This window comes from Bradyrhizobium sp. USDA 4473, assembly GCF_054063335.1.
Map to the genome: position 1 here is coordinate 5114780 of NZ_JBSSGE010000001.1, position 17353 is coordinate 5132132.

General features: G+C 63.7%; 29 protein-coding genes. All 29 read left to right on the top strand.

All coding sequences use genetic code 11. From position 1 onward, the window contains the following. Window positions 1-6: 6 nt before the first annotated feature. The 29 genes from tuf (at window position 7) to ACVW17_RS24115 (ending at window position 17299) form a co-directional block, all read left to right on the top strand. Window positions 7-1197, top strand: a complete 1191-nt coding sequence (gene tuf / locus ACVW17_RS23975; RefSeq protein WP_021081658.1) for an elongation factor Tu — start codon at window positions 7-9, stop codon at window positions 1195-1197. A gap of 84 nt (window positions 1198-1281) precedes the next feature. After that, complete coding sequence (rpsJ, locus tag ACVW17_RS23980) at window positions 1282-1590, top strand: 30S ribosomal protein S10 (protein WP_002712302.1); 309 nt, start codon at window positions 1282-1284, stop codon at window positions 1588-1590. A gap of 54 nt (window positions 1591-1644) precedes the next feature. Then, window positions 1645-2364: a 50S ribosomal protein L3 gene (gene rplC / locus ACVW17_RS23985; protein WP_456754196.1), complete on the top strand. Its 720-nt coding sequence runs from the start codon at window positions 1645-1647 to the stop codon at window positions 2362-2364. Between the two features lies 1 nt (window position 2365). After that, the gene (gene rplD / locus ACVW17_RS23990; RefSeq protein WP_456754197.1) at window positions 2366-2986 is read left to right on the top strand and encodes a 50S ribosomal protein L4; all 621 of its coding nucleotides are present in this window, start codon (window positions 2366-2368) and stop codon (window positions 2984-2986) included. Further along, window positions 2983-3282, top strand: a complete 300-nt coding sequence (locus ACVW17_RS23995; RefSeq protein WP_376964080.1) for a 50S ribosomal protein L23 — start codon at window positions 2983-2985, stop codon at window positions 3280-3282. Before rplD ends, ACVW17_RS23995 begins: the two co-directional genes overlap by 4 nt. A 12-nt stretch (window positions 3283-3294) precedes the next feature. After that, window positions 3295-4128 carry a 50S ribosomal protein L2 gene (gene rplB / locus ACVW17_RS24000; protein ID WP_050402252.1) on the top strand — a complete coding sequence of 278 codons (834 nt, stop codon included), beginning with the start codon at window positions 3295-3297 and terminating at the stop codon, window positions 4126-4128. 12 nt (window positions 4129-4140) lie between these two features. Continuing rightward, the gene (gene rpsS / locus ACVW17_RS24005; protein ID WP_018272137.1) at window positions 4141-4419 is read left to right on the top strand and encodes a 30S ribosomal protein S19; all 279 of its coding nucleotides are present in this window, start codon (window positions 4141-4143) and stop codon (window positions 4417-4419) included. A gap of 10 nt (window positions 4420-4429) precedes the next feature. Next, entirely contained in the window at window positions 4430-4816 is a 387-nt protein-coding gene (rplV, locus tag ACVW17_RS24010; RefSeq protein ID WP_018272136.1) for a 50S ribosomal protein L22, read from the top strand. Between the two features lie 20 nt (window positions 4817-4836). After that, window positions 4837-5538, top strand: coding sequence for a 30S ribosomal protein S3 (rpsC, locus tag ACVW17_RS24015; protein ID WP_018272135.1), 702 nt, complete (start codon window positions 4837-4839; stop codon window positions 5536-5538). Between the two features lie 30 nt (window positions 5539-5568). Further along, on the top strand, window positions 5569-5982 hold the full coding sequence (gene rplP, locus ACVW17_RS24020; RefSeq protein WP_016843752.1) for a 50S ribosomal protein L16: 414 nt from the start codon (window positions 5569-5571) through the stop codon (window positions 5980-5982). Between the two features lie 5 nt (window positions 5983-5987). Then, window positions 5988-6194 (top strand): 50S ribosomal protein L29, encoded by a 207-nt coding sequence (rpmC, locus tag ACVW17_RS24025; protein ID WP_021081654.1) that lies wholly within the window; start codon window positions 5988-5990, stop codon window positions 6192-6194. A gap of 9 nt (window positions 6195-6203) precedes the next feature. After that, a complete protein-coding gene (gene rpsQ, locus ACVW17_RS24030; RefSeq protein WP_016843754.1) occupies window positions 6204-6452 on the top strand; it encodes a 30S ribosomal protein S17 in 249 nt (82 codons plus the stop codon). A 75-nt stretch (window positions 6453-6527) separates the two neighbouring features. Next, on the top strand, window positions 6528-6896 hold the full coding sequence (gene rplN / locus ACVW17_RS24035; protein ID WP_011473865.1) for a 50S ribosomal protein L14: 369 nt from the start codon (window positions 6528-6530) through the stop codon (window positions 6894-6896). Next, a complete protein-coding gene (rplX, locus tag ACVW17_RS24040) occupies window positions 6896-7210 on the top strand; it encodes a 50S ribosomal protein L24 (RefSeq protein WP_456754198.1) in 315 nt (104 codons plus the stop codon). Before rplN ends, rplX begins: the two co-directional genes overlap by 1 nt. Continuing rightward, window positions 7203-7760: a 50S ribosomal protein L5 gene (gene rplE / locus ACVW17_RS24045; RefSeq protein ID WP_106318314.1), complete on the top strand. Its 558-nt coding sequence runs from the start codon at window positions 7203-7205 to the stop codon at window positions 7758-7760. Before rplX ends, rplE begins: the two co-directional genes overlap by 8 nt. A gap of 46 nt (window positions 7761-7806) precedes the next feature. Next, a complete protein-coding gene (gene rpsN / locus ACVW17_RS24050; RefSeq protein WP_016843757.1) occupies window positions 7807-8112 on the top strand; it encodes a 30S ribosomal protein S14 in 306 nt (101 codons plus the stop codon). Between the two features lie 16 nt (window positions 8113-8128). Beyond that, window positions 8129-8527: a 30S ribosomal protein S8 gene (gene rpsH, locus ACVW17_RS24055; RefSeq protein WP_021081651.1), complete on the top strand. Its 399-nt coding sequence runs from the start codon at window positions 8129-8131 to the stop codon at window positions 8525-8527. A gap of 14 nt (window positions 8528-8541) precedes the next feature. Next, window positions 8542-9075: a 50S ribosomal protein L6 gene (gene rplF / locus ACVW17_RS24060; RefSeq protein WP_024578581.1), complete on the top strand. Its 534-nt coding sequence runs from the start codon at window positions 8542-8544 to the stop codon at window positions 9073-9075. An 11-nt stretch (window positions 9076-9086) separates the two neighbouring features. Beyond that, window positions 9087-9446, top strand: a complete 360-nt coding sequence (rplR, locus tag ACVW17_RS24065) for a 50S ribosomal protein L18 (RefSeq protein ID WP_456754199.1) — start codon at window positions 9087-9089, stop codon at window positions 9444-9446. Window positions 9447-9504: 58 nt separating this feature from the next. Further along, window positions 9505-10080, top strand: coding sequence for a 30S ribosomal protein S5 (gene rpsE / locus ACVW17_RS24070; RefSeq protein WP_139862949.1), 576 nt, complete (start codon window positions 9505-9507; stop codon window positions 10078-10080). Window positions 10081-10115: 35 nt separating this feature from the next. Beyond that, the gene (rpmD, locus tag ACVW17_RS24075) at window positions 10116-10307 is read left to right on the top strand and encodes a 50S ribosomal protein L30 (protein WP_024578582.1); all 192 of its coding nucleotides are present in this window, start codon (window positions 10116-10118) and stop codon (window positions 10305-10307) included. Window positions 10308-10328: 21 nt separating this feature from the next. Next, the gene (rplO, locus tag ACVW17_RS24080) at window positions 10329-10814 is read left to right on the top strand and encodes a 50S ribosomal protein L15 (RefSeq protein ID WP_456797929.1); all 486 of its coding nucleotides are present in this window, start codon (window positions 10329-10331) and stop codon (window positions 10812-10814) included. Between the two features lie 158 nt (window positions 10815-10972). Next, a complete protein-coding gene (gene secY / locus ACVW17_RS24085) occupies window positions 10973-12307 on the top strand; it encodes a preprotein translocase subunit SecY (protein ID WP_456754201.1) in 1335 nt (444 codons plus the stop codon). A 71-nt stretch (window positions 12308-12378) separates the two neighbouring features. After that, on the top strand, window positions 12379-13263 hold the full coding sequence (locus ACVW17_RS24090; RefSeq protein ID WP_456797930.1) for an adenylate kinase: 885 nt from the start codon (window positions 12379-12381) through the stop codon (window positions 13261-13263). Window positions 13264-13452: 189 nt separating this feature from the next. Continuing rightward, a complete protein-coding gene (gene rpsM / locus ACVW17_RS24095; RefSeq protein WP_016843766.1) occupies window positions 13453-13821 on the top strand; it encodes a 30S ribosomal protein S13 in 369 nt (122 codons plus the stop codon). A gap of 114 nt (window positions 13822-13935) precedes the next feature. Further along, complete coding sequence (rpsK, locus tag ACVW17_RS24100) at window positions 13936-14325, top strand: 30S ribosomal protein S11 (protein WP_006021048.1); 390 nt, start codon at window positions 13936-13938, stop codon at window positions 14323-14325. Window positions 14326-14455: 130 nt separating this feature from the next. Beyond that, a complete protein-coding gene (locus tag ACVW17_RS24105; protein WP_018272129.1) occupies window positions 14456-15475 on the top strand; it encodes a DNA-directed RNA polymerase subunit alpha in 1020 nt (339 codons plus the stop codon). A 139-nt stretch (window positions 15476-15614) separates the two neighbouring features. After that, window positions 15615-16031, top strand: coding sequence for a 50S ribosomal protein L17 (rplQ, locus tag ACVW17_RS24110; protein WP_456754203.1), 417 nt, complete (start codon window positions 15615-15617; stop codon window positions 16029-16031). A gap of 227 nt (window positions 16032-16258) precedes the next feature. Beyond that, window positions 16259-17299: an IS30 family transposase gene (locus ACVW17_RS24115; protein WP_456797931.1), complete on the top strand. Its 1041-nt coding sequence runs from the start codon at window positions 16259-16261 to the stop codon at window positions 17297-17299. Window positions 17300-17353 lie beyond the last annotated feature (54 nt).

Genomic DNA, 17353 nt, shown 5'->3' on the forward strand with positions numbered 1-17353 from the left:
AGTCAAATGGCCAAAGCTAAATTCGAGCGTAACAAGCCCCACTGCAACATCGGCACCATCGGTCACGTCGACCATGGCAAGACCTCGCTGACCGCAGCGATCACCAAGGTGCTCGCAGAAACCGGCGGCGCGACGTTCACCGCCTACGACCAGATCGACAAGGCGCCGGAAGAGAAGGCGCGCGGCATCACGATCTCGACCGCTCACGTCGAGTACGAGACGCAGAACCGCCACTACGCTCACGTCGATTGCCCCGGCCACGCCGACTACGTGAAGAACATGATCACCGGCGCTGCCCAGATGGACGGCGCGATCCTGGTCGTGTCGGCTGCTGACGGCCCGATGCCGCAGACCCGCGAGCACATCCTGCTCGCCCGCCAGGTCGGCGTGCCCGCGCTGGTCGTGTTCCTCAACAAGTGCGACATGGTCGACGATCCGGAGCTGCTCGAGCTCGTCGAGATGGAAGTCCGCGAGCTGCTCTCGAAGTACGAATTTCCGGGCGACGACATTCCGATCATCAAGGGCTCGGCGCTCGCCGCCCTCGAAGACAAGGACAAGAAGCTCGGCCACGACGCCATCCTCGAGCTGATGCGCAATGTCGACGAGTACATCCCGCAACCGGAGCGTCCGATCGACCAGCCGTTCCTGATGCCGGTTGAAGACGTGTTCTCGATCTCGGGCCGCGGCACCGTCGTCACCGGCCGTGTCGAGCGCGGCGTGATCAAGGTCGGCGAGGAAATCGAAATCGTCGGTATCCGCGACACCCAGAAGACCATCGTCACCGGCGTCGAAATGTTCCGCAAGCTGCTCGATCAGGGCCAGGCCGGCGACAACATCGGTGCGCTGCTCCGCGGCACCAAGCGCGAGGAAGTCGAGCGTGGCCAGGTGCTGTGCAAGCCCGGTTCGGTCAAGCCGCACACCAAGTTCAAGGCTGAGGCCTACATCCTCACCAAGGAAGAGGGCGGTCGTCACACCCCGTTCTTCACCAACTACCGTCCGCAGTTCTACTTCCGCACCACCGACGTGACCGGTGTCGTGCATCTGCCGGAAGGCACCGAGATGGTGATGCCGGGCGACAACATCGCGATGGAAGTGCACCTGATCGTGCCGATCGCGATGGAAGAGAAGCTGCGCTTCGCGATCCGCGAAGGCGGCCGCACCGTCGGCGCCGGCGTCGTCGCCGCGATCATCGAGTAACTACGCGAATAGGGAATGGCGAGTAGCGGGTGGGTCACCATTCGCTATTCGCTACTCGCCACTCACTAAAGAAAGAATACGGCAATGAACGGCCAAAATATTCGCATCCGTCTCAAGGCGTTCGACCATCGAATCCTCGATACGTCGACCCGCGAGATCGTGAACACGGCGAAGCGCACCGGTGCGCAGGTTCGCGGACCGATTCCGCTGCCGACCCGCATCGAGAAGTTCACCGTCAACCGTTCGCCGCACGTTGACAAGAAGAGCCGCGAGCAATTCGAGATGCGCACCCACAAGCGCCTCCTCGACATTGTCGACCCGACCCCGCAGACCGTCGATGCGCTGATGAAGCTCGACCTGGCCGCCGGTGTCGACGTCGAGATCAAGCTCTAAGGTTTTGGATTTTTACGTCCGCCGCTTGCGGACAGAAAGACAGGAAGCACGCCGATGCGCTCCGGAGTGATCGCACAAAAGGTCGGGATGACGCGGGTCTTTACGGAGACCGGCGAACATATCCCTGTGACCGTGCTGAAGTTGGGCAACTGCCAGGTGCTGGGCCACCGCACGACCGAGAAGAACGGCTATGTCGCGCTTCAGCTCGGCTCGGGCGCCCGCAAGACCGTGTACATGCCCAAGGCCGAACGCGGCCAGTTCGCGGTCGCCAAGGTCGAGCCGAAGCGCAAGGTCGCCGAGTTCCGCGTGTCCGAGGACGCGCTGATCCCGGTCGGCGCGGAAATCCAGGCGGACCATTTCGTGGTCGGCCAGTTCGTCGACGTGACCGGCACCTCGATCGGTAAGGGCTTCGCCGGCGGCATGAAGCGCTGGAATTTCGGCGGTCTGCGCGCCACCCACGGTGTGTCGATCTCGCACCGTTCGATCGGTTCGACCGGTGGCCGTCAGGACCCCGGCAAGACCTGGAAGAACAAGAAGATGCCCGGCCACATGGGCGTCGACCGCATCACCACGCTCAATCTGCGCGTGGTGCAGACCGACGTCGAGCGCGGCCTGATCCTCGTCGAAGGCGCCGTTCCCGGCTCCAAGGGCGGCTGGATCTCGGTGCGCGACGCCGTCAAGAAGCCGCTGCCGAAGGAAGCCCCGAAGCCCGGCAAGTTCAAGGTTGCCGGCGGCGAGGCTGTCGAGGCTGCGGCCGAGAAGGAGGGCGCGTGAGATGGAACTGAAAGTCACGACCCTTGAAGGCAAGGACGCCGGATCCGTTCAGCTCTCTGACGCGATCTTCGGCCTGGAGCCGCGCGCCGACCTCATCCAGCGCTGCGTGCAGTGGCAGCTGAACAAGCGTCAGGCCGGCACCCACAAGGCCCAGGGCCGCGCCGACGTCTGGCGCACCGGCAAGAAGATGTACAAGCAGAAGGGCACCGGCGGCGCCCGTCACGGCTCGGCCCGCGTGCCGCAGTTCCGCGGCGGTGGCCGTGCGTTCGGTCCGGTGGTTCGCTCCCATGCGACCGACCTGCCGAAGAAGGTGCGCGCGCTGGCGCTCAAGCATGCGCTGTCGGCCAAGGCCAAGGACGGCGGGTTGATCGTGATCGACAACGCCGCGCTCGAGGCCGCCAAGACCAAGGCGCTGCTCGGTCACTTCTCCGGCCTCGGGCTCACCAACGCGCTGATCATCGACGGCGCCGAGCTCAACGCCGGTTTCGCGACCGCGGCCCGCAACATCCCGAACATCGACGTGCTGCCGATCCAGGGCATCAACGTCTACGACATTCTCCGCCGCCACAAGCTGGTGCTGACCAAGGCTGCGGTTGATGCGCTGGAGGCGCGCTTCAAATGAAGAACATCGACCCGCGCCATTACGACGTGATCGTCGCTCCTGTCGTGACCGAAAAGGCGACGCTCGCCTCCGAGCACAACAAGGTGCTGTTCAAGGTCGCCAGCAAGGCGACCAAGCCGCAGATCAAGGAAGCGGTCGAGAAGCTGTTCGACGTCAAGGTGAAGAGCGTCAACACCCTCGTTCGCAAGGGCAAGACCAAGGTGTTCCGCGGCAATCTCGGCTCGCAGTCGGACACCAAGCGCGCGATCGTGACCCTGGAAGAGGGCCACCGCATCGACGTGACTACCGGACTATAAGGCGCAACGACGATGGCATTGAAAACCTACAATCCCACGACGCCGGGCCAGCGCCAGCTGGTCATGGTCGATCGTTCGGCGCTCTACAAGGGCAAGCCGGTGAAGACCCTGACCGAGGGCAAGCTCGGTAATGGCGGTCGCAACAACACCGGTCGCATCACCGTGCGTTTCCGCGGCGGCGGCCACAAGAAGGCCTACCGCACCGTCGACTTCCGCCGCGACAAGGTGGACGTGCCGGCGGTCGTGGAGCGGCTCGAATACGATCCGAACCGCACCGCGTTCATCGCGCTGATCAAGTATCAGGACGGCGAGCTGGCCTACATCCTGGCGCCGCAGCGTCTGGCGGCGGGCGACACCGTCGTCGCCGGCAACTATGTCGACGTCAAGCCGGGCAACGTCATGCCGCTCGGCAACATGCCGGTCGGCACCATCGTGCACAACATCGAGCTGAAGATCGGCAAGGGCGGTCAGCTGGCGCGTTCCGCCGGCACCTACGCCCAGATCGTCGGCCGCGACCAGGACTACGTCATCGTCCGCCTGAACTCGGGCGAGCAGCGTCTGGTGCACGGCCGTTGCCGCGGCACGATCGGCGCGGTCTCGAACCCGGACCACATGAACATCTCGATCGGCAAGGCCGGTCGTACCCGCTGGCTCGGCTGGCGTCCGCACAACCGCGGCGTCGTCATGAACCCGATCGACCATCCGCACGGCGGTGGTGAAGGTCGTACCTCGGGCGGTCGTCACCCGGTTACTCCGTGGGGCAAGCCGACCAAGGGCAAGAAGACCCGCACCAACAAGTCGACCAACAAATTCATTCTCCTCAGCCGCCACAAGCGGAAGAAGTAAGGAACGCCGGACATGGTTCGTTCAGTCTGGAAAGGCCCGTTCGTCGAGGGTTCTCTGCTCAAGAAGGCAGATGCCGCCCGCGCGTCCGGCCGTCACGACGTCATCAAGATCTGGAGCCGCCGCTCCACCATCCTGCCGCAGTTCGTCGGCCTGACCTTCGGTGTCTACAACGGCCAGAAGCATGTGCCGGTGGCGATCAACGAGGAAATGGTGGGTCACAAGTTCGGCGAGTTCTCGCCGACCCGGACCTTCCACGGCCACTCGGGCGACAAGAAAGCCAAGAAGGCTTGAGGAATAGACGATGAGCAAACCAAAGCGCGAACGTAGCCTCGCGGACAATGAGGCCAAGGCCGTCGCCCGCATGCTGCGCGTCAGCCCGCAGAAGCTGAACCTGGTGGCGCAGCTGATCCGCGGCCGCAAGGCGTCCGCTGCGCTCGCCGACCTGCAGTTCTCGCGCAAGCGGATCGCGGTCGACGTCAAGAAGTGCCTGGAATCGGCGATCGCCAACGCCGAGAACAACCATGACCTCGATGTCGACGATCTCGTCGTTGCCGAGGCGCATGTCGGCAACGGCATCGTGATGAAGCGTTTTGCTCCGCGCGGCCGTGGCCGTTCGGGCCGTGTGTTCAAACCGTTCTCGCACCTGACCATCGTGGTTCGTCAGGTCGAGGCCGAGGCAAGCGCCTAAGAAGGGCGCAGGAGAAGACGATGGGTCAAAAGATCAATCCAATCGGGCTGCGTCTCGGCATCAACCGGACCTGGGACTCCCGTTGGTTCGCCGGCAAGCAGGAATACGGCAAGCTCCTGCACGAGGACGTCAAGATCCGCGAGATCCTGCACAAGGAGCTCAAGCAGGCGGCTGTCGCCCGCATCGTGATCGAGCGTCCGCACAAGAAGTGCCGCGTGACGATCCACTCGGCCCGTCCGGGCGTCGTGATCGGCAAGAAGGGCGCCGACATCGACAAGCTGCGCAAGAAGGTTGCCGACATCACCTCGTCGGACGTCGTGATCAACATCGTCGAGATCCGCAAGCCGGAGCTCGACGCGACCCTGGTCGCCGAATCGATCGCCCAGCAGCTCGAGCGCCGCGTTGCGTTCCGCCGCGCCATGAAGCGTGCCGTGCAGTCGGCGATGCGTCTCGGCGCCGAGGGCATCCGCATCAACTGCTCGGGCCGTCTCGGCGGCGCCGAAATCGCGCGCATGGAGTGGTATCGCGAAGGTCGCGTGCCGCTGCACACCCTGCGCGCCGACGTCGACTACGGCGTTGCCACCGCGTTCACGACCTTCGGCACCTGCGGCGTCAAGGTCTGGATCTTCAAGGGCGAGATCCTCGAGCACGATCCGATGGCCCAGGACAAGAAGATGGCCGAAGGCGACAACACGCCGCGTTCGCGCCGCGACGCCGCTTGAGGCAAAGCAGGAATTTGAGGGCTTAAAGCCATGATGCAACCTAAGAAAACGAAGTTCCGGAAGGCGCATAAGGGCCGTATCCACGGCGTTGCGACCTCTGGCGCGACGTTGGCGTTCGGCCAGTTCGGCCTGAAGGCGATGGAGCCTGAGCGCGTCACCGCCCGTCAGATCGAAGCCGCCCGCCGCGCGCTGACCCGTCACATGAAGCGCGCCGGCCGCGTCTGGATCCGCGTGTTCCCGGACGTGCCGGTGTCGAAGAAGCCCGCCGAAGTCCGCATGGGCTCCGGCAAGGGTGCGCCGGAATTGTGGGTGGTCCGGATCAAGCCGGGCCGCGTGATGTTCGAGATCGACGGCGTGCCGGTGCAGACCGCCAAGGAAGCACTGTCGCTCGCCGCCGCCAAGCTGCCGATCAAGACGCGCTTCGTCGCGCGCATTGCGGAGTAATCGCCATGGCCGAGATGAAAGTTGAAGACATTCGCGCGATGAGCGACGACCAGCGGGAAGACGCGGTCCTGAACCTGAAGAAGGAACGCTTCAACCTGCGTTTCCAGCGCGCCACCGGGCAGCTGGAGAACACCTCGCGGATGCGGGAAGCCCGCCGCGATATCGCTCGTATCAAGACCATCGCCGCGCAGCTGCGCGCGAAGAAGAAGTAAGGGGCCGCTATGCCGAAACGTACTCTGCAGGGCGTGGTCGTCAGCGACAAGCAAGCCAAGACGATCGTGGTGCGCGTCGATCGCCGCTTCACCCACCCGATCTACAAGAAGACGATCCGCCGTTCCAAGAACTACCACGCGCACGACGAGAACAACCAGTTCAAGCCGGGCGACATGGTCTGGATCGAGGAATCGAAGCCGATCTCGAAGCTGAAGCGCTGGACCGTGGTCCGGGGCGAACACAAGAAAACGGCCTGATTTCTTCGGCCTGGCCGAAGTACTTCAGGGAAATTTTGAGCGCGCTAAAGCGCAGAAAGAGGACGAGGTGCATCAATGATTCAGATGCAGACCAACCTCGACGTGGCCGATAATTCTGGCGCACGCCGTGTCATGTGCATCAAGGTTCTTGGAGGTTCCAAGCGCCGCTATGCCACCGTGGGCGACGTTATCGTTGTGTCGATCAAGGAAGCCATTCCGCGTGGCAAGGTGAAGAAGGGCGACGTTATGAAGGCCGTCGTGGTCCGGGTCCGCAAGGACATCCGCCGCGCCGACGGTTCGGTGATCCGTTTCGACCGCAACGCCGCCGTGCTGATCAACAATCAGTCCGAGCCGGTCGGCACCCGTATCTTCGGGCCGGTGCCGCGCGAGCTGCGCGCCAAGAACCACATGAAGATCATTTCGCTCGCGCCGGAGGTGCTGTGATGGCTGCCAAGATCCGCAAGGGCGACAAGGTGATGGTGCTCACCGGCCGCGACAAGGGTCGCACCGGCGAGGTGTTCGAGGTGCGTCCGGACGAGAACAAGGCGCTGGTTCGCGGCATCAACATGGTGAAGCGTCACCAGAAGCAGAGCCAGACCCAGGAAGGCGGCATCATCTCCAAGGAGGCGCCGATCCACCTGTCCAACATTGCGTATGTCGGCAAGGACGGCAAGCCGACCCGCATTGGGTTCAAGATTCAGGCCGATGGCAAGAAGGTTCGTGTTGCCAAGAGCTCGGGAGCAGAGATCGATGGCTGATACCGCTTACATTCCGCGCCTGCGCACGGAGTACGACAAGAAGATCCGCGGCATGATGACCGAGAAGTTCGGTTATGCCAACGTGATGCAGGTGCCGCGGCTCGACAAGGTCGTGCTGAACATGGGCGTTGGCGATTCCGTCAACGACCGCAAGAAGGCCGAGACCGCCGCCGCCGAGCTGACCCAGATCGCCGGCCAGAAGGCGATCGTGACCTATTCGCGGATCGCGATCGCGACCTTCAAGCTGCGTGAGAACCAGCCGATCGGCTGCAAGGTCACGCTGCGCAAGGCCCATATGTACGAGTTCATCGACCGCCTGGTGAACGTGGCGCTGCCCCGCGTCCGTGACTTCCGCGGCCTGAACCCGAAGAGCTTCGACGGCCGCGGCAACTATTCGCTCGGCATCAAGGAGCACATCATTTTCCCCGAGATCGACTTCGACAAGGTCTCGGAAGCGCGTGGCATGGACATCACGGTCTGCACCACCGCCAAGACCGACGACGAGGCGCGCGCCTTGTTGACCGCTTTCAATTTCCCGTTCCGGCAGTGAGTAGCTGAGCCAAAGCCACTCAAACGCGGATACCCAGGAGCCAAGCATGGCAAAGAAGAGTTCAGTCGAGAAGAACAACCGGCGCAAGCGGATGGCGAAGAACGCCGGCCCGCGCCGCGAGAAGCTGAAGGCGATCATCGCCGACAAGACCAAGCCGATGGAAGAGCGCTTCGCGGCGACGCTGAAGCTCGCCGAGATGCCGCGCAACTCGTCGCCGACGCGGATCCGCAACCGTTGCGAGCTGACCGGGCGTCCGCGCTCGAACTATCGCAAGAACAAGCTCTCGCGCATCGCGCTGCGTGAACTCGGCTCCAAGGGCCTGGTTCCCGGCCTCGTGAAGTCGAGCTGGTAAGGGGAGGGTCGGAACCATGTCTACGCACGATCCGATCAGCGATCTCATCACCCGCATCCGCAACGCGCAGATGCGTTCGAAGTCCAAGGTCTCGAGCCCGGGCTCGAAGATGCGCGCCAACGTGCTCGAAGTGCTGAAGTCCGAGGGTTACATCCGCGGCTACGCCAGCGTCGAGCATGCCTCGGGCCGCAGCGAGCTCGAGATCGAGCTGAAGTATTTCGACGGCGAGCCCGTCATCCGCGAGATCGAGCGGGTGTCGAAGCCGGGCCGCCGCGTTTACGCCTCGGTGAAGAACCTGCCGCGCGTGAACAACGGTCTCGGCATTTCGGTGTTGTCGACGCCGAAGGGGATCATGGCTGACCACGAGGCGCGCGACGCCAACGTGGGCGGCGAAGTTCTCTTCACGGTGTTCTGAGGAAGGATTTTACGATGTCACGTATCGGCAAGCGGCCGGTGGCGATCCCGTCGGGTGTGACGGCGACCGTCGAGGGCCAGACGGTGAAGGTGAAGGGGCCGAAGGGCCAGCTTCAGTTCGTCGTGCATGACGACGTCGAGGTGAAGTTCGAGAACGGCCAGGTCAAGGTCGCTCCGCGCGTCAAGACCAACCGCGCGCAGGCGATGTACGGCACCGCGCGCGCGCAGGTCGCCAACCTCGTCGAGGGCGTCACCAAGGGCTTCGAGAAGAAGCTCGAGATCACCGGCGTCGGCTACCGCGCCGCGATGCAGGGCAAGAACCTGCAGCTCGCGCTCGGCTACAGCCACGACGTGGTCTACGCGATCCCGGAAGGCATCACCATCGCGGTGCCGAAGCCGACCGAGATCACGATCACCGGCAACGATCCGCAGCGCGTCGGCCAGGTCGCCGCCGAGATCCGCGCCTACCGTCCGCCGGAGCCCTACAAGGGCAAGGGCGTGAAGTACGCCAACGAATTCATCTTCCGCAAGGAAGGCAAGAAGAAGTAACGGAGCCGGTCATGTCACTCAAGGTTACGAATGCCCGGCGCAAGCAGCGCGTGCGCCTTGCAATTCGCCGCTCGGCTGGCGGCCGTCCGCGGCTGTCGGTGTTCCGCTCGTCCAAGCACATCTACGCCCAGGTCATCGACGACCAGAAGGGCGAGACGCTGGCGTCCGCCTCGTCGCTGGAGAAGACCATGCGCGACGCCGGCAAGACCGGCGCCGACATCGATGCGGCGAAGGCGGTCGGCAAGCTGCTCGCCGAGCGCGCGGCGCAGAAGGGTGTCAAGGAAGTCGTGTTCGATCGCGGCGCCTACATCTATCACGGGCGCGTCAAGGCGCTCGCGGATGCGGCGCGTGAAGGCGGATTGAGCTTCTAAACGAATCGAACGATTACAAGGAAAGAGGCTTCGGGCCTCCTAGAGATTGGAAAACACCATGGCAGGTGAACGCGAACGCGGCGGACGCGAACGGAGCAGGGAGCGCGAGGAGCGCGACAGCGAGTTCGTCGACAAGCTCGTCCACATCAATCGCGTGGCGAAGGTCGTCAAGGGCGGCAAGCGCTTCGGCTTTGCGGCGCTGGTCGTGATCGGCGATCAGAAGGGCCGGGTCGGTTTCGGCCACGGCAAGGCGCGCGAAGTGCCGGAAGCGATCCGCAAGGCGACCGAATCGGCGAAGCGCAACCTGACTCGCGTCGCGCTGCGCGAAGGCCGCACGCTGCATCACGACATCGCCGGCCGTCATGGCGCCGGCCGCGTCTATCTGCGTGCCGCTCCGGCCGGTACCGGCATCATCGCCGGCGGCCCGATGCGCGCGGTGTTCGAGACGCTCGGCATCCAGGACGTGGTGGCGAAGTCGATCGGCTCGTCGAATCCCTACAACATGGTTCGCGCGACCTTCGACGCGCTGAAGCATCAGGATTCGCCGCGCTCGGTGGCTGCGCGCCGCAACATCAAGGTCTCCACCCTGCAGTCGCGCCGCGTCGGCGGCGACGCTGAAGCGGTGGCGGAATAACCCCGCGCGACCAGCGCTTTCTGGAGTTCAAGACGATGGCCAAGGCCAGCAAGACGATCAAGGTCGAGCAGACCGGCAGCGCGATCCGCCGCCATCACTCGCAGCGTTCGACGCTGATCGGCCTCAAGCTCAACAAGATCGGCCGGGTTGCCGAGCTGCAGGACACCCCTGAAGTTCGCGGCATGATCAGCAAGGTTCAGCATCTCGTCCGCGTCGTCGGCGAGTAAGCAGAGATAAGGAGAAGGGCGATGAAGCTCAGCGATATCGCCGACAACGCCGGCTCGCGCAAGAAGCGCATGCGTGTCGGCCGTGGCATCGGTTCCGGCAAGGGCAAGACCTCGGGCCGCGGCGGCAAGGGCCAGACCGCGCGTTCGGGCGTCCGCATCAAGGGTTTCGAAGGCGGCCAGATGCCGATGCATCGCCGTCTGCCGAAGCGCGGCTTCAACAACATCTTCCGGCTCGACTTCGCCGAGATCAATCTCGACCGTCTGCAGGAAGCGATCGACAATAAGCTGGTCGATGCGGGCGCGACGGTGAACGTCGAGACGCTGGTCAAGGCCGGCGTGCTGCGCCGCGCCAAGGACGGCCTGCGGCTGCTCGGCCGCGGCGAAATCAAGGCCAAGCTGACCATCGAAGTGCACGGCGCTTCCAAGTCGGCCATTGCCGCGGTCGAGAAGGCCGGCGGCTCGGTCAAGATCCTGGCCCCCGCCAAGGAAGAAGGCGAAGCCGCGTAACATCTGCGTCATTGCCCGCGGCCTGCGCGGGCAATCCGCAGATCGAATGATGGACTTATCGAGGCCGAGCACCAGATAATGTCCGGTGTCTGCCGACCACCCCAACAGAACGAGTTCTCGGGGCGGTGGGCATAGGGGGCTCCGGGAGAAAGCCGAACATGGTCTCAGCAGCCGAACAACTCGCAGCCAACCTCAATTTCGGATCTCTGGCGAAAGCCGACGAGCTGAAGAAGCGCATCTGGTTCACGCTGGGTGCGCTGCTTGTTTATCGGCTGGGCACCTACATCCCGCTGCCGGGCATCGATCCCAACATCTGGGAGCAGGTGTTCCGCAGCCAGTCCGGCGGCATCCTCGGCATGTTCAACATGTTCGCCGGCGGCGGCATCCACCGCATGGCGATCTTCGCGCTCAACATCATGCCGTACATCTCGGCATCGATCATCGTGCAGCTGTTGACCACCGTGTCGCCGCAGCTCGAGGCGCTGAAGAAGGAAGGCGAGGCGGGCCGCAAGACGCTGAACCAGTACACCCGCTATCTGACGGTGATCCTGGCGCTGTTCCAGTCCTACGGTATCGCGATCGGCCTCGAAGGCGCCGGCAATGTCGTCAGCGACCCCGGCATGTTCTTCCGGATCTCGACCGCGATCACGCTGACCGGCGGCACCATGTTCCTGATGTGGCTCGGCGAGCAGATCACCTCGCGCGGCATCGGCAACGGCATCTCGCTGATCATCCTGTCCGGCATCGTCGCCGAGCTGCCGTCGGCACTCGCCAACATGCTGGAACTCGGCCGCCAGGGCGCGATGTCGACCGGCCTGATCCTGATCGTCATCGTGATGGCGGTCGCGGTGATCGCCTTCATCGTGTTCATGGAACGCGCCCAGCGCCGGCTGCTGATCCAGTATCCGAAGCGCCAGGTCGGCAACAAGATGTTCGAGGGCCAGTCCTCGCATCTGCCGCTCAAGCTCAATACCTCCGGCGTGATTCCGCCGATCTTCGCCTCGTCGCTGCTGCTGCTGCCGACCACGGTTGCGAACTTCAACGCCGGCAAGGGTCCGGAGTGGTTCCAGTGGCTCACCACCCAGCTCAGCCACGGCCGCCCGCTGTTCCTGCTGCTCTATCTGGCGCTGATCGTGTTCTTCGCCTTCTTCTACACCGCGATCGTGTTCAACCCGACCGAGACCGCGGACAATCTCAAGAAGCATGGCGGCTTCATCCCGGGCATCCGGCCCGGTGAGCGCACCGCGGAATACATCGACTACGTGCTGTCGCGCATCACGGTGCTCGGTGCGATCTATCTGGCGATCGTCTGCCTGATTCCCGAAATTCTGATTTCCTACGCTTCGGTCCCGTTCTACTTTGGCGGCACCTCGCTCCTGATCGTCGTCAGCGTGACGATGGATACGGTGTCGCAGGTGCAGGGCTATCTGCTCGCTCATCAGTATGAAGGGCTGATCAGGAAGTCGAAGCTCAGGGGAGGCCGCCGCCGCTGATCGCGGCGCGGCGCCAAACTCAAAACACAGGTGTGCGGACGTCGCCCACCTAGCCGGGGGGCGAAACAGATATGAGATTGATCCTTTTGGGGCCGCCGGGCTCGGGCAAGGGAACCCAGGCGCAGCGGCTGGTGCACCGGCACGGCATCGTTCAGCTCTCGACCGGCGAGATGCTGCGCGCAGCGGTTGCCGCAGGCACCCCGGTCGGCTTGCAGGCCAAGGAGATCATGGCCAATGGCGGCCTGGTGCCCGACGAGGTGGTGGTGGGAATCATCGCCGACCGGATCGAGGAGCCCGACGCCAAGAAGGGTTTCATCCTGGACGGTTTCCCGCGCACCGTGCCGCAGGCCGAGGCGCTCGACGAGCTGCTGCGGAAGAAGCACCTCAAGCTCGACGCCGTCGTCGAGCTGCGCGTCAACGAGAGCGCGCTGCTCGCCCGGGTCGAGAAGCGTGCCGAAGAGACCCGCGCCCGCGGCGAGGAAGTCCGCCTCGACGACACGCCGGAAGTGCTGACCAAGCGGCTGGCGCAGTACCGCTCGCTGACGGAACCGCTGATTCACTATTACTCGGAGCGGCGGAAGCTTTTGACGGTCGATGGCATGATGACCATCGAGCACGTCACCCGCGAGATCAACCGGATCCTGACCGCGCTCGGCGCGCTGGAACCCCGGGAACACGAGGATCACGCCCCCAAGGCGGCCAAGAAGGCCGCCAAGACGGTGAAGAAGACAGCGAAGAAACCGGCCAAGAAGGCAGCCAAGGCGGCCCAAAAAGCCGCAAAGCCTGCTCGGAAGGCCGCCAAGGCGCCCTCCAAGGCCAAAGCGGCCAAGAAGGCTGCCGGGAAGACTGCCAAGAAAGCCCCAAAGAAGGCCGCTCGCGCGGCGAACGCCCGGAAGGGGGCAAAGACCGCCAAAAAGGCCGCAAAAAAGCTCACGAAAAAGCGAGCTAAACGCTAGGAGCGGTTGACGAAACCGACATGAATCCTTTAATAAGCCCCGCATCCAAGTGGATAGTTTTATGACGATGCCGGGCCCCAAAGGACATGAGGGGTGGGCGTCGTGTTCGCGTTTGTGGACACAAGCCCGCAAGTAGCAAGAACTTGAGAAGCCCGTATCCGTGATGGAGCGGCGACAGGAGAGAAGTCCGTGGCCCGTATTGCCGGCGTCAACATTCCGACCAACAAGCGCGTGCTGATCGCGCTTCAGTACATCCATGGCATCGGCCAGAAGAACGCGGCCGACATCATGGAGAAGGTGAAGATCCCGGTGGACCGTCGCGTCAATCAGTTGACCGACCAGGAGGTCCTCCAGATCCGCGAAGTCATCGACCGCGACTATCTGGTCGAGGGCGACCTCCGTCGCGAGGTCGGCATCAACATCAAGCGGCTGATGGACCTCGGCTGCTATCGCGGCCTGCGTCACCGCCGCGGTCTGCCGGTCCGCGGCCAGCGCACCCACACCAATGCGCGCACGCGCAAGGGGCCGGCCAAGGCGATCGCCGGCAAGAAGAAGTAAGTTTTGCGAATTGCAGGTGGGGGGTAGCGAATCGAAATTCGCTACTCGCTATTTGCGTTTTGAGGTGTAGCCGCTGGCACTACGGCGGCGTTGAGATCACAGGAAAGGTTTGAAATGGGCAAGGAAGCCACCCGCGTACGCCGCCGCGAACGCAAGAACATCGCCTCCGGCATCGCGCACGTGAATTCGTCGTTCAACAACACGACCATCACCATCACCGACGCGCAGGGCAACACCATCGCCTGGTCGTCGGCCGGCACGATGGGCTTCAAGGGCTCGCGCAAGTCGACCCCCTATGCCGCGCAGGTCGCGGCCGAAGACGTCTCCAAGAAAGCGCAGGAACACGGCATGCGCACGCTGGAGGTTGAAGTGGCCGGCCCGGGTTCGGGCCGTGAGTCGGCGCTGCGCGCGCTGCAGGCTGCGGGCTTCACCGTCACCTCGATCCGCGACGTGACCACGATCCCGCACAATGGCTGCCGTCCGCGCAAGCGTCGGCGCGTTTGATCTGTAAGTCGCGGGCGGCCCTTGGCCGCCCTGCGATGGTTTTTGGAATTGACCGCGCGGACTGATCCGCGATCTCCAACGCCAGGCTCGGCCATTCGCGTGGCCCGAACGACCGGCAAAGGGTGAAAAAGTGACGATCCAGAAAAATTGGCAAGAACTCATTCGACCGAACAAGCTGCAGGTGACGCCGGGCTCGGACGCGAGCCGGTTCGCCACCGTGGTCGCCGAGCCGCTCGAGCGTGGCTTCGGCCAGACGCTCGGCAACGCGCTGCGCCGCATCCTTCTGTCCTCGCTGCAGGGCGCCGCGGTGCAGTCGGTGCACATCGATGGCGTGCTGCACGAGTTCTCCTCGATCGCCGGTGTCCGTGAAGACGTCACCGACATCGTGCTCAACATCAAGGACATCTCGATCAAGATGCAGGGCGAAGGCCCGAAGCGCATGGTCGTGAAGAAGCAGGGCCCGGGCGCCGTCACCGCCGGCGACATCCAGACCGTCGGCGACGTCACCGTGCTCAACCCCGACCTGCAGCTCTGCACGCTGGACGACGGCGCCGAGATCCGCATGGAGTTCACGGTCACGACCGGCAAGGGCTACGTCGCCGCCGAGCGCAATCGGCCCGAGGATGCGCCGATCGGCCTGATCCCGGTCGACAGCCTGTTCTCGCCGGTCCGCAAGGTGTCCTACAAGGTCGAGAACACCCGTGAGGGCCAGATCCTCGACTACGACAAGCTGACCATGACGATCGAGACCAACGGCGCGATCACGCCGGAGGACGCGGTGGCCTATGCCGCGCGCATCCTGCAGGATCAGCTCAACGTGTTCGTCAACTTCGAAGAGCCGCGCAAGGAAGTCACGCAGGAGATCATCCCCGATCTCGCGTTCAATCCGGCGTTCCTCAAGAAGGTCGACGAGCTCGAGCTGTCGGTGCGTTCGGCAAACTGCCTGAAGAACGACAACATCGTCTATATCGGCGACCTCGTGCAGAAGTCGGAAGCGGAAATGCTCCGCACCCCGAACTTCGGCCGCAAGTCGCTGAACGAGATCAAGGAAGTGCTGGCCCAGATGGGTCTGCACCTCGGCATGGAAGTGCCGGGCTGGCCGCCGGAGAACATCGACGAGCTCGCCAAGCGCTTCGAGGATCATTACTGAGCGAATTGGGAGTGGCGAATAGCGAATAGAACACCATTCGCTACTCGCCATTCGCTATTCGCTGTCTTGGGCGAACGCGGGATGCCCACCTGCACTTGTCGCTGAACCACCGCGACAGAATTGAAGAAGGAAGAAGTCAATGCGTCACGGCAAGGTTCATCGGAAACTCAACCGCACCGCCGAGCACCGGCGTGCGATGTTCGCCAACATGGCGGCCGCACTGATCAAGCACGAGCAGATCGTCACCACGCTGCCGAAGGCCAAGGAGCTGCGGCCGATCGTCGAGAAGCTCGTCACCCTCGGCAAGAAGGGCGGGCTGTCGCTGCGCCGCCAGGCGATCTCGGAGCTGCGCGACCTCGACCAGGTCAAGAAGCTGTTCGACACGCTGGCGACCCGCTACAAGGACCGCCAGGGCGGCTACACCCGCATCATCAAGGCCGGCTTCCGCTACGGCGACAACGCACCGATGGCCGTGATCGAGTTCGTCGATCGCGACGTCGACGCCAAGGGCCAGGACTCGGGTCCCGCCCAGGACAAAGAAGCCGAGGCGGCGTAAGCCGGTCTACGAGCCAAGGTTTGAAAGCGGCGCCTTCGGGCGCCGTTTTTGTTTGGTCAGGAGAAATGGCTCTCTCCCCGCGGTCGTCCTGGCGAAGGCCAGGACCCATAACCCCAACAGCTCATTGTTGACGCTGGGGCCACGTTCCCGCTCACCATCGAAGGCGGTGGTAATGGGTCCCCTGAGTTCACAAACGAAGTGCAACACTTCCTTGAGGAGGTGTTGCGATGGGGCGGAGTTACGAGCAGCTATCCCTGGACGAGCGATGCGAGATTGCCCGGCTTTCAGCCAATGGCAGCTCGGTGCGGCAAATCGCGGCAGCTCTGGATCGCTCGCCATCAACGATCTCTCGGGAGCTGAACCGCAATTCTGGCGCCCAGGTCGGCTACAAACCCAGCTATGCCCAGCAACAGATGCGAGCGCGGCGCTGGACGGGCGTACGCCTCGAACGGGAGCCCGGCCTGCGCCGCGCGGTCTTGGAGCGCCTTGGTCAGGGCTGGTCGCCCGAGCAGGTCGCGGGCCGGCTGGCCCGCGAACACGGCCGCAAGGTGATCTCCCACGAGACCATCTACCGCTTCATATACGCCCAGATCCGACGCACCTCGGACTTCAGCTGGCGGCGTTATCTGCCACGCGGCAAGAGCAAACGCGGCTACCGCGGCAAGAAGGGCGGCAGTCCCGCAAGCTTCATAGAAGGCCGTGTTTCCTTGAACAAACGGCCTATCGAGGCCGCCGATCGCAATGCCCCCGGTCATTGGGAAGCCGACCTGATGATGTTCTCCAAATACGGTCAGGCGATCCTGACCGTGCACGAGCGCACCTCGCGCCTGCTGCTCGGCATCCGCATCGCCAGCAAGCTCGCGCGCGGTATCGCCCGTCATCTCGTCCGCTTGTTTGCTGCCTTGCCGGAAGGCCTGTGCCAGACCGTTACCTTCGACAATGGGACCGAGTTCGCCTGTCACCTGGAGCTGCACCGCCTCGCGATCGAGACCTTCTTCTGCGATCCGCACGCGCCCTGGCAGAAGGGCGGCATCGAGAATGCGATCGGTCGGATGCGCCGCTTCATTCCACGCAAAACCGATCTCGCGACCTTCCCGACGCGCCGCCTCCGCCAGTCGATCAACGCCTACAACAACACCCCGCGCAAATGCCTTGACTTCCAAACCCCTCTCGAGGCCTTCTCTCAAGTGTTGCACTTCGAGTGTGAATCCACCTCCTGGCCTTCGCCAGAACGACCTCGCTGTGGCATGTTCCTCACGCGTCGGTGAGATGCAATTGCGATGCATCATGCCGCGCCCGATATCTCCGTCACCATCAATGGA

What these genes read in the sequence shown, in the direction of transcription:
- tuf (WP_021081658.1), top strand. Translation starts at nt 7, where the DNA reads ATGGCCAAAGCTAAATTCGAGCGTAACAAGCCCCACTGCAACATCGGC.
- rplF (WP_024578581.1), top strand. Translation starts at nt 8,542, where the DNA reads ATGTCACGTATCGGCAAGCGGCCGGTGGCGATCCCGTCGGGTGTGACG.
- rplP (WP_016843752.1), top strand. Translation starts at nt 5,569, where the DNA reads ATGATGCAACCTAAGAAAACGAAGTTCCGGAAGGCGCATAAGGGCCGT.
- rpmD (WP_024578582.1), top strand. Translation starts at nt 10,116, where the DNA reads ATGGCCAAGGCCAGCAAGACGATCAAGGTCGAGCAGACCGGCAGCGCG.
- rpmC (WP_021081654.1), top strand. Translation starts at nt 5,988, where the DNA reads ATGGCCGAGATGAAAGTTGAAGACATTCGCGCGATGAGCGACGACCAG.
- rplQ (WP_456754203.1), top strand. Translation starts at nt 15,615, where the DNA reads ATGCGTCACGGCAAGGTTCATCGGAAACTCAACCGCACCGCCGAGCAC.
- rplC (WP_456754196.1), top strand. Translation starts at nt 1,645, where the DNA reads ATGCGCTCCGGAGTGATCGCACAAAAGGTCGGGATGACGCGGGTCTTT.
- rplE (WP_106318314.1), top strand. Translation starts at nt 7,203, where the DNA reads ATGGCTGATACCGCTTACATTCCGCGCCTGCGCACGGAGTACGACAAG.
- rplV (WP_018272136.1), top strand. Translation starts at nt 4,430, where the DNA reads ATGAGCAAACCAAAGCGCGAACGTAGCCTCGCGGACAATGAGGCCAAG.
- ACVW17_RS24090 (WP_456797930.1), top strand. Translation starts at nt 12,379, where the DNA reads ATGAGATTGATCCTTTTGGGGCCGCCGGGCTCGGGCAAGGGAACCCAG.
- rplR (WP_456754199.1), top strand. Translation starts at nt 9,087, where the DNA reads ATGTCACTCAAGGTTACGAATGCCCGGCGCAAGCAGCGCGTGCGCCTT.
- rpsH (WP_021081651.1), top strand. Translation starts at nt 8,129, where the DNA reads ATGTCTACGCACGATCCGATCAGCGATCTCATCACCCGCATCCGCAAC.
- rpsC (WP_018272135.1), top strand. Translation starts at nt 4,837, where the DNA reads ATGGGTCAAAAGATCAATCCAATCGGGCTGCGTCTCGGCATCAACCGG.
- rplO (WP_456797929.1), top strand. Translation starts at nt 10,329, where the DNA reads ATGAAGCTCAGCGATATCGCCGACAACGCCGGCTCGCGCAAGAAGCGC.
- rplN (WP_011473865.1), top strand. Translation starts at nt 6,528, where the DNA reads ATGATTCAGATGCAGACCAACCTCGACGTGGCCGATAATTCTGGCGCA.
- rpsS (WP_018272137.1), top strand. Translation starts at nt 4,141, where the DNA reads ATGGTTCGTTCAGTCTGGAAAGGCCCGTTCGTCGAGGGTTCTCTGCTC.
- rplX (WP_456754198.1), top strand. Translation starts at nt 6,896, where the DNA reads ATGGCTGCCAAGATCCGCAAGGGCGACAAGGTGATGGTGCTCACCGGC.
- rplB (WP_050402252.1), top strand. Translation starts at nt 3,295, where the DNA reads ATGGCATTGAAAACCTACAATCCCACGACGCCGGGCCAGCGCCAGCTG.
- rplD (WP_456754197.1), top strand. Translation starts at nt 2,366, where the DNA reads ATGGAACTGAAAGTCACGACCCTTGAAGGCAAGGACGCCGGATCCGTT.
- rpsN (WP_016843757.1), top strand. Translation starts at nt 7,807, where the DNA reads ATGGCAAAGAAGAGTTCAGTCGAGAAGAACAACCGGCGCAAGCGGATG.
- ACVW17_RS23995 (WP_376964080.1), top strand. Translation starts at nt 2,983, where the DNA reads ATGAAGAACATCGACCCGCGCCATTACGACGTGATCGTCGCTCCTGTC.
- rpsE (WP_139862949.1), top strand. Translation starts at nt 9,505, where the DNA reads ATGGCAGGTGAACGCGAACGCGGCGGACGCGAACGGAGCAGGGAGCGC.
- secY (WP_456754201.1), top strand. Translation starts at nt 10,973, where the DNA reads ATGGTCTCAGCAGCCGAACAACTCGCAGCCAACCTCAATTTCGGATCT.
- ACVW17_RS24115 (WP_456797931.1), top strand. Translation starts at nt 16,259, where the DNA reads ATGGGGCGGAGTTACGAGCAGCTATCCCTGGACGAGCGATGCGAGATT.
- rpsQ (WP_016843754.1), top strand. Translation starts at nt 6,204, where the DNA reads ATGCCGAAACGTACTCTGCAGGGCGTGGTCGTCAGCGACAAGCAAGCC.
- rpsK (WP_006021048.1), top strand. Translation starts at nt 13,936, where the DNA reads ATGGGCAAGGAAGCCACCCGCGTACGCCGCCGCGAACGCAAGAACATC.
- rpsJ (WP_002712302.1), top strand. Translation starts at nt 1,282, where the DNA reads ATGAACGGCCAAAATATTCGCATCCGTCTCAAGGCGTTCGACCATCGA.